Genomic DNA, 7,592 nt, shown 5'->3' on the forward strand with positions numbered 1-7,592 from the left:
CGGTCAGGCAGTTAGGGGTCGGTCCCCTCCCTGTCCTTCCGCATGCTAGTCCCGCAGGGCGGGACAGCTCATTCCAACTGCCGACACCCGTCCGGATCACCCCGCTCCGACGGGGAAATTTACTGCCGAACAGCTGACATCTGCTCCAACTCGATGGTGCGAGACGATGTTCCCGCAGGCCAGGCATATACGCCCGCCACCACTACGCCCGTGGCGAACGCGGCCCTCCTCGACACGCCGTCGGCCATCGGCCGAAGACCGCGGCGGACCGCTCCGAGCGCCGGTCACAGCGTCTCTTCCCACTGAGACTTTCTTACCCGCTGCCACTGACACTCCATGCGGCGTGGACCTTTTCCATCCGCTACGGGCGAACATCCGCACACCACCGGACGCGCCCGCACTCCCCCCGGAGATATACGGAGCGCATCCTTACGCATACCCAACGTAACTTCCCGCGGTGGCGGGAGTTGCACCGGGCATGGCCCGCGCGCTTCCGCGACCCCGCTCCCCCCTCTCCGCCGTCCGCCGGTGGTACGAGGAGGAAATGGGCTGGCCGACCACGGGCACGGAGCCGGTGGAACTCCTCACCGGCGTGTGCTTCGACGCCCTGGAGATGCCGGCCGACGCGGGAATCGCCGTGTTGCAGCGGGTGCCGCAAACGGGGCCGGTCGCGTTCCTCAGGGGTGGACGCGGCGGGAAACACCTCGGGGATCGGCCGAAATTGCTCATGCTCATCGCGGCCGGGGGCGCCGAGGAACTCCCGGGAATCCTGGAATGGCTGGAGTGGGGCGCACTCGCGGCGGATCTCACGGCACGCGGCGCCGGAGAGCGCATGCCCGCGCCGGCGTGGCCCTCGGGGGGCCGGGCGTCAGGCGGATTCGGCGCGCGGGAGGCCGCGGGATGGGTGCGGCCTCCCCGGCCTGGGTACGAGGCGGAGAATTCCCTGCCCACCACGGGGCTCGGGGCAGGAATCGGGGACGGTGGGGGCGCCCCCGACCTCGTACGGCTCGTGAGCGCGGCGGCGACGGAGTGCCACCGTGCCCGGTTGGTACGTGCTCGTAATGCTCAATCTGATCGCGCGTGCGGCGATCAGGCGTTGGCCTTCTCGAATGCCTCGCGAATCTCGGCGGGGACACGGCCGCGGTCATTGACGTTGTAGCCGTTCTCCTTGGCCCACGCACGGATCTTCGCGGTGTCGGGAGAGCCGGCGGAAGCGGCGCGAACCTTGCCGCGACCTCCGGAACGGCCACCGGTCTTGCGGCCGGCCTTCACGAAGTCGGCGAGCGACTCGCGAAGCTTGTCGGCGTTGGCGTCGGAGAGGTCGATCTCGTAGGACTTACCGTCGAGCGCGAACGTCACGGTCTCGTGGGCCTCGCCGCCGTCGAGGTCGTCCACAAGAAGAACCTGAACCTTCTGTGCCACCGGGTTTCCCTTTCATCGAATGTGGATTACGACGGAAAGCAAACCGCTTTTCCGGGAAAAACACAAACCCTTGGGTAGGGTTCACTTGCCCAGTGAGCGGGGAACGCATGCTTCCGTAGCCATGAGATAGGGGAGCGATTCGGACATAGAACGCTGATCACAGGTGCAGAAGCATGCGACTGTTACCCAGGGTGTTGGGCTTCACTCGTTCGAGGCCGAGGAACTCCGCAACCCCCTCGTCATAGGAACGCAGCAGTTCGCTGTAGACATCACCGTCTACGGGAGTCTCGCCGATCTCCACGAAGCCGTGCTTGACGAAGAAGTCGACTTCGAAGGTGAGACAGAAAATTCGTCGCACTCCGAGCCACCTTGCGGTACGCAGCAGCTTGTCCAGGACTTGGTGGCCGACTCCCGATCCCTTCAGCTCCGGATCCACCGCCAGGGTGCGGACCTCGGCCAGGTCTTCCCACATGACGTGGAGTGCTCCGCAGCCGACGACCTCGGCGTCTTCGTCGCGCTCGGCGACCCAGAACTCCTGGATGTCCTCGTAAAGCGTGACGGTGGCTTTGTCGAGCAGGATCCCGTCGCGCGAGTAGGCGTCGATGAGGCGGCGTACGTCCGGTACATCGCTGGTCCGGGCACGGCGGACGGTGAGCCCTTTTGAATGCGCAGGCATGCCCGGACGCTATCGCCCCTTGCTGTCCGCGCCCGCTCCGGGTTCATCTCCATCGCCGGGCGGGGGGTCATCCACGGCTTGTGGCTGTACGTGCCGCTGTTCTTCCCGGGCGGGCCTCTGTTCTTCCTCTGCCGTGCCCGGATCGTCGGCCTGCACCATCCGTACGGCATCGCGCAGAGCATGCCGTTGTTCCGGCGACATCATGCCGAAGAACGCCACAAGAGCGGCGGCGGGGTTGTCACTGGCGGACCACGCTTCGTTCATCAGTGCGGCCGAGTAGGCGGCGCGAGTGGAGACCGCTTCATATCGATAGGCGCGGCCTTCCGCTTCGCGGCGTACCCAGCCCTTCTGATGGAGGTTGTCCAATACGGTCATGACCGTTGTGTAGGCGATCGACCGTTCCTTCTGGAGATCTTCCAGGACTTCTCGAACGGTGACCGGGCGGTTCCACTCCCAGACCCGCGTCATCACCGCGTCTTCCAGATCACCCAAGCGTCTCGGCACACAAGAAGAATAGTGGGAGATGTCGCGAATGCCGGTTGATCTCGTTGCGTTTGGCCCGGAAAAAGGAGGTACGGCCCGGGATGGTCAATCCCGGGCCGTACTGTGCGCGCGGACCGCCGGAAATGGCGGTGGCGGATCAGGCGCTGAAGGGCTTGGGCTTCTGCCCGGCGGCCTCGGCGCGGGCGAACGCCTCGTCGACCGCCGCGTCTTCCTTGGACTTGTTCTGGCCGCCCTGGCTCTTGATCATCGTCACGATCAGGCAAGTGAAGGCCACGGCCATCACTACGGGCGGCAGCAGCGCTGAGACGTAATCCATGGCATGGGCCTCCTTATAGGCGCGAGCCCGCGAAAGTACTCAGCCAGGGTACGCAGCGCTCATGCGCTGCGGGCCTCGGGGGGCGGGGTGGGCTTGCGCCGCGGCGGGAACACCTCGCCCGGGGTCGGGATGGGGCGGTCCGGGCGCGGCTCCTTGGGTGCGGGGCGCGGGCGCTCCCGCTGTGGGTCGGGCCGCGGCTCCTGCTGGGGGTCCCGCTCGGGGCCGGGGCCCGAGTCGGGACCCGGCCGGGCGCCGGGGCGACCGCCCGGGAGACCGTCCGGGGAGCCGCCCGAGCGCCCGCCCGGCAGCGCGCGCAGGCGCGCCCGCACGGAGTGCTCGGCCAGCCGCTCGCAGTGCCCCAGCAGGGCGCTGCGGCGCTTGCGCTCGGCGGCGCCGGTGGGCCGCGCCAGCAGGGAGCGCAGCGCGGCGAGGTCGTCGGGACCGGGGACGTGGCCGGCCGTCAGCGCCTCCCCGAGCCGGGTGAGGTAGCCGGCGGCTGCACCGGGCAGGGCGGCGCGGTAGCGGTCGAGGTCGGCGAGCAGGAAGGCGCGCAGGCGGGCCCCTTCGCGGACCGCCTCGTCCACCGCCTCGGCCAGCCGCAGGTATTCCTGGACGTCCTGCGACCGGTCCGGGCCGAGGACGTCCAGCGGGACGGTGTGGGACGTCGACTGGAGGGCATGGGCGAGGGCGCGACGGAGCACACGCAGCTCATCGGCGCCGAAGGCCATGCCGCCGCGGGATCCGTATGGCATTGGCATGCGGCGACTTTACGACCGATTCGGACAAAAGCCTCTTAATTCGCATGCGGTGGCGCGGCAGCGGGCCGTGCGGTCACACGGGCGCGCCAGCAAGACCCGCCGCCGGCTACGCGCGGCTGATGTTCCGCTCGTACACCAGCCGCAGGCCGATCAGGGTCAGCCAGGGCTCGTGCTCGTCGATCACCGAGGACTCGCCGAGCACCATCGGCGCCAGCCCGCCGGTGGCGATCACGGTCACGTCCTCCGGGTCGTCCGCCAGCTCCCGGGCCATCCGGTGCACCACGCCGTCCACCTGGCCGGCGAAGCCGTAGAGGATGCCGGACTGCATCGCCTCGACGGTGTTCTTGCCGATGACGCTGCGCGGCCGGGCCAGCTCGATCTTGCGGAGCTGGGCGCCCTTGACGCCCAGCGCGTCCACGGAGATCTCGATACCCGGCGCGATCACACCGCCCACGTACTCGCCGCGCGCGCTGACCGCGTCGAAGGTGGTGGCCGTACCGAAGTCGACGACCACCGCGGGGCCGCCGTACAGCTCGACGGCCGCCAGCGCGTTGATGATCCGGTCGGCGCCGACCTCCTTCGGGTTGTCCATGAGGATCGGCACGCCGGTCTTGACGCCCGGCTCCACGAGGACGGCCGGGACGTCCCCGTAGTAGCGCCGGGTCACCTCGCGCAGTTCGTGCAGCACGGACGGCACGGTCGAGCAGATGGAGATGCCCTCGATGCCGTCGCCCAGGTCGTCGCCGAGCAGCGGGTGCATGCCCATCAGGCCTTGGAGGAGCACCGCCAGTTCGTCGGCGGTGCGGCGGGCGTCGGTGGAGATCCGCCAGTGCTCGACGATCTCCTCGCCGTCGAAGAGCCCGAGGACGGTGTGGGTGTTGCCTACGTCGATGGTCAGCAGCATGGTGGTCAGCGGTCCTCGTGATCGCGTGCGCCGGCGCTCTCGCCGGCGGACTCGTGATCGTCGGCGGCGCTCTCGCGCAGGTCCAGGCCGATGTCGAGGACCGGGGCGGAGTGGGTGAGCGCGCCCACCGCCAGGAAGTCGACGCCGGTCTCCGCGTACGTACGGGCGTTGGCGAGGGTGAGCCGGCCGGAGGACTCCAGGATCGCGCGGCCGGCGACGAGTTCGACGGCCTCCTTGGTCTGCTCCGGCGTGAAGTTGTCCAGCAGGATGAGGTCGGCGCCCTCGGCGAGGATCGGCGGGATCTGGTCGAGCCGGTCCACCTCCACCTCGATCGGCACACCGGGGAACTCGGTCCGTACGGCGGCGAACGCCGCGGCGACGCCGCCCGCCGCGACGACGTGGTTGTCCTTGATCAGCGCCGCGTCCGACAGCGACATGCGGTGGTTGACGCCGCCGCCGCAGCGCACCGCGAACTTCTCCAGGGCGCGCAGGCCCGGCGTCGTCTTACGGGTGTCGCGGACCTTCGCCTTGGTGCCTGCGAGGACGTCCGCCCACTCCCGGGTCGCGGTCGCGATACCGGACAGCCGGCCCAGCAGGTTCAGCGCGCTGCGCTCGGCGGTGAGCAGGTCGCGGGTGCGGGTGGTGACCGACAGCAGCTTCTGCCCGGGGGTGACCCGGTCGCCGTCCGCCACGTGCCGCTCGACCGCGAACTCGTCGGTGCAGACGATGGACAGCACCGCCTCGGCGACCCGCAGCCCGGCGACCGTACCGGCCTGCCGGGCGGTGAAGTCCCCGGTGGCGACGGCGTCTTCGGGGACGGTCGCCACGGTGGTGACGTCCACTCCCTGGTCGAGGTCCTCCTCGATGGCCATGTGCGCGATGTCCTCGACCTGTACGGGGTCGAGCCCGGCGGCCACCAGGAGCGCGGCCAGGTCGGGGTCGAGCCCGCAGGTCAGCGGGTCGAGCTCGTACGAGTCGTCGTCGCCGGCGCACCCGCAGGCGTCGCCGCAGCCGCCTCCGGCGGGGACGGCACCGGGCCGGCCGATCTGGAGGAGGGGAAGGCCATCGGGGGTACCGGGGGTGCTGCTCACGGGGCGGGCTCCGTATCGGGGGTGGGGGCGGGCTGAGAGGTCGTGCCGGTGGTCGGCGGGAAGTCGGCGGTCGCCGTCGTGCGGATGCTCAGGGCGCGGTCCGCGCCGAGGGTGATGCGGAAGTGCCGGCGCCAGGAGGCATCGTCGCGCTCCGGGTGGTCCTCGCGCCAATGGCAGCCGCGGGTCTCCTCGCGGCGCTGCGCGGCGGCGACCAGGACCCGGGCGACGCACAGGAGGTTGGTGGCCTCCCAGGCCTCCACGCCGGGCTCGGGGGCCTTGGTGGACGTCGGCGGGACGTCCGCTCCCCCGGCGGCACCGGGCGCCCGCGCCGCCTCGGTCGCCTCGCAGTGCAGGACGTCGAGTTCGGCGGCGGCCCGGGCGAGGCTCCGGGCGCTGCGCAGGACTCCGGCGCCGGTGGTCATGATGCGCTGGACGGCGGCGCGGGTCTCGGGCGCCAGGAGGGGCAGCGCGCGCGGCGGCCGGCGCTCCTCGACGGCGGGCGGGACCGGCTCCGGAGCGCCGTCCGCCGCCCCGCCGGCGGCGATGTCCGCGGCGATCCGCTCCGCGAACACCAGGCCTTCCAGAAGGGAGTTGGAGGCCAGGCGGTTGGCGCCGTGGACGCCGGTGCAGGCGACCTCGCCGCACGCGTAGAGGCCCGGGACGGTCGTCCGGCCGCGCAGATCGGTGCGGACGCCGCCGGAGGCGTAGTGCGCGGCCGGGGCGACCGGTATCGGCTCGGTGACCGGGTCGATGCCGTGGGATCGGCAGGCGGCCAGGATCGTCGGGAAGCGGTGCTGCCACATCTCCGCGCCGAAGTGGCGGGCGTCCAAGTACATGTGCTCGACGCCCTGTTCCTGCGCCCGCCGCGTGATCGCCTTGGCCACGATGTCGCGCGGCGCCAGCTCGGCGAGCTCGTGCTGCCCGACCATGAAACGGGTGCCGGCCGCATCGACCAGATACGCGCCCTCGCCCCGCACGGCCTCCGAGATCAGCGGCTGCTGACCCTCCGCTTCCGGCCCCAAATACAGGACGGTGGGGTGGAATTGGACGAATTCGAGGTCCGAGACCTCGGCGCCGGAGCGCAGCGCCAGGGCCACCCCGTCGCCCGTGGAGACGGCCGGATTGGTGGTCGCGGAGAAGACCTGCCCCATGCCCCCGGTGGCGAGCACCACCGCCGGGGCGTGCACCGCCCCGACACCGTCGTGCTGGCCCTCCCCCATCACGTGCAGGGTGACGCCGGCGGTGCGGCCGTAGGCGTCGGTGAGGAGGTCGAGGACCAGTGCGTTCTCGATGGTGCGCAGGCCCGCGGTCCGCACCGCGGCGACCAGCGCGCGGGAGATCTCCGCGCCGGTGGCGTCGCCACCGGCGTGTGCGATCCGGCTGCGGTGGTGGCCGCCCTCCCTGGTGAGCGCGATCTCCTCGCTGCCGGGCGCGGTGTCGAAGCGGGCGCCCGCCCCGATCAGCCGGTGGACGGCGTCCGGGCCCTCGGTGACCAGCGCCCGCACGGCCGCCTCGTCGCACAGGCCGGCGCCCGCCACGAGGGTGTCCCCCAGGTGCTGCTCGGGCGTATCGCCGTCCCCCAGGGCCGCGGCGATACCGCCCTGCGCCCAACGGGTGGAGCCGTCGTCGAGCCGGGCCTTGGTGACGACGACGGCCCGGCGGCCGGCGGCGGCGCAGCGCAGCGCCGCAGTCAGTCCGGCCACCCCGGAGCCCACCACGACGACGTCCGCCGTGACGGACCACCCGGGGGCGGGGGCGGTGAGGCGTATGCCGGTGGGGCCGGTGCCGGTTCCGCTGGTGGTCATCGGGTCGCTCCGAGGGGGCCTTGGGGTGGGGTGGATTTCGGGGACGCTGCGGGGGATTCAGGGGATGCCGGGGCCGCCTGCGGGGTGTCCCCGGGGCGGTCGGGGTGCTGCGCGGC

The 7,592-nt window shown here is 71.4% G+C and carries 9 protein-coding genes; 1 reads left to right on the forward strand and 8 read right to left on the reverse strand.

Annotation, left to right across the window (positions count from 1 at the left end):
- Positions 1-478 precede the first annotated feature (478 nt).
- Positions 479-1,159: an SCO3374 family protein gene (locus IEZ17_RS43240; protein ID WP_229852886.1), complete on the forward strand. Its 681-nt coding sequence runs from the start codon at positions 479-481 to the stop codon at positions 1,157-1,159.
- Here IEZ17_RS43240 and IEZ17_RS33705 read toward each other — a convergent pair.
- The 8 genes from IEZ17_RS33705 to IEZ17_RS33740 form a co-directional block, all read right to left on the reverse strand.
- The gene (locus IEZ17_RS33705; RefSeq protein ID WP_189306888.1) at positions 1,090-1,422 is read right to left on the reverse strand and encodes a histone-like nucleoid-structuring protein Lsr2; all 333 of its coding nucleotides are present in this window, start codon (positions 1,420-1,422) and stop codon (positions 1,090-1,092) included. The genes IEZ17_RS43240 and IEZ17_RS33705 overlap by 70 nt on opposite strands.
- Positions 1,423-1,579: 157 nt before the next feature.
- Positions 1,580-2,098: an amino-acid N-acetyltransferase gene (locus IEZ17_RS33710; protein WP_189306890.1), complete on the reverse strand. Its 519-nt coding sequence runs from the start codon at positions 2,096-2,098 to the stop codon at positions 1,580-1,582.
- A gap of 9 nt (positions 2,099-2,107) precedes the next feature.
- Positions 2,108-2,566 (reverse strand): BlaI/MecI/CopY family transcriptional regulator, encoded by a 459-nt coding sequence (locus IEZ17_RS33715; RefSeq protein ID WP_229852889.1) that lies wholly within the window; start codon positions 2,564-2,566, stop codon positions 2,108-2,110.
- A 172-nt stretch (positions 2,567-2,738) separates the two neighbouring features.
- Positions 2,739-2,918 (reverse strand): hypothetical protein, encoded by a 180-nt coding sequence (locus IEZ17_RS33720; RefSeq protein WP_189306894.1) that lies wholly within the window; start codon positions 2,916-2,918, stop codon positions 2,739-2,741.
- Between the two features lie 59 nt (positions 2,919-2,977).
- A complete protein-coding gene (locus IEZ17_RS33725) occupies positions 2,978-3,676 on the reverse strand; it encodes a hypothetical protein (RefSeq protein WP_229852887.1) in 699 nt (232 codons plus the stop codon).
- 106 nt (positions 3,677-3,782) lie between these two features.
- Positions 3,783-4,580 carry a type III pantothenate kinase gene (locus tag IEZ17_RS33730; RefSeq protein WP_189306896.1) on the reverse strand — a complete coding sequence of 266 codons (798 nt, stop codon included), beginning with the start codon at positions 4,578-4,580 and terminating at the stop codon, positions 3,783-3,785.
- Between the two features lie 5 nt (positions 4,581-4,585).
- Positions 4,586-5,671, reverse strand: coding sequence for a carboxylating nicotinate-nucleotide diphosphorylase (nadC, locus tag IEZ17_RS33735; RefSeq protein ID WP_189306898.1), 1,086 nt, complete (start codon positions 5,669-5,671; stop codon positions 4,586-4,588).
- Complete coding sequence (locus tag IEZ17_RS33740) at positions 5,668-7,476, reverse strand: L-aspartate oxidase (RefSeq protein WP_189306900.1); 1,809 nt, start codon at positions 7,474-7,476, stop codon at positions 5,668-5,670. Before IEZ17_RS33740 ends, nadC begins: the two co-directional genes overlap by 4 nt.
- Positions 7,477-7,592: the final 116 nt, after the last annotated feature.

Source organism: Streptomyces albospinus (assembly GCF_014648695.1).
In the GTDB taxonomy this organism is placed as follows: domain Bacteria; phylum Actinomycetota; class Actinomycetes; order Streptomycetales; family Streptomycetaceae; genus Streptomyces; species Streptomyces albospinus.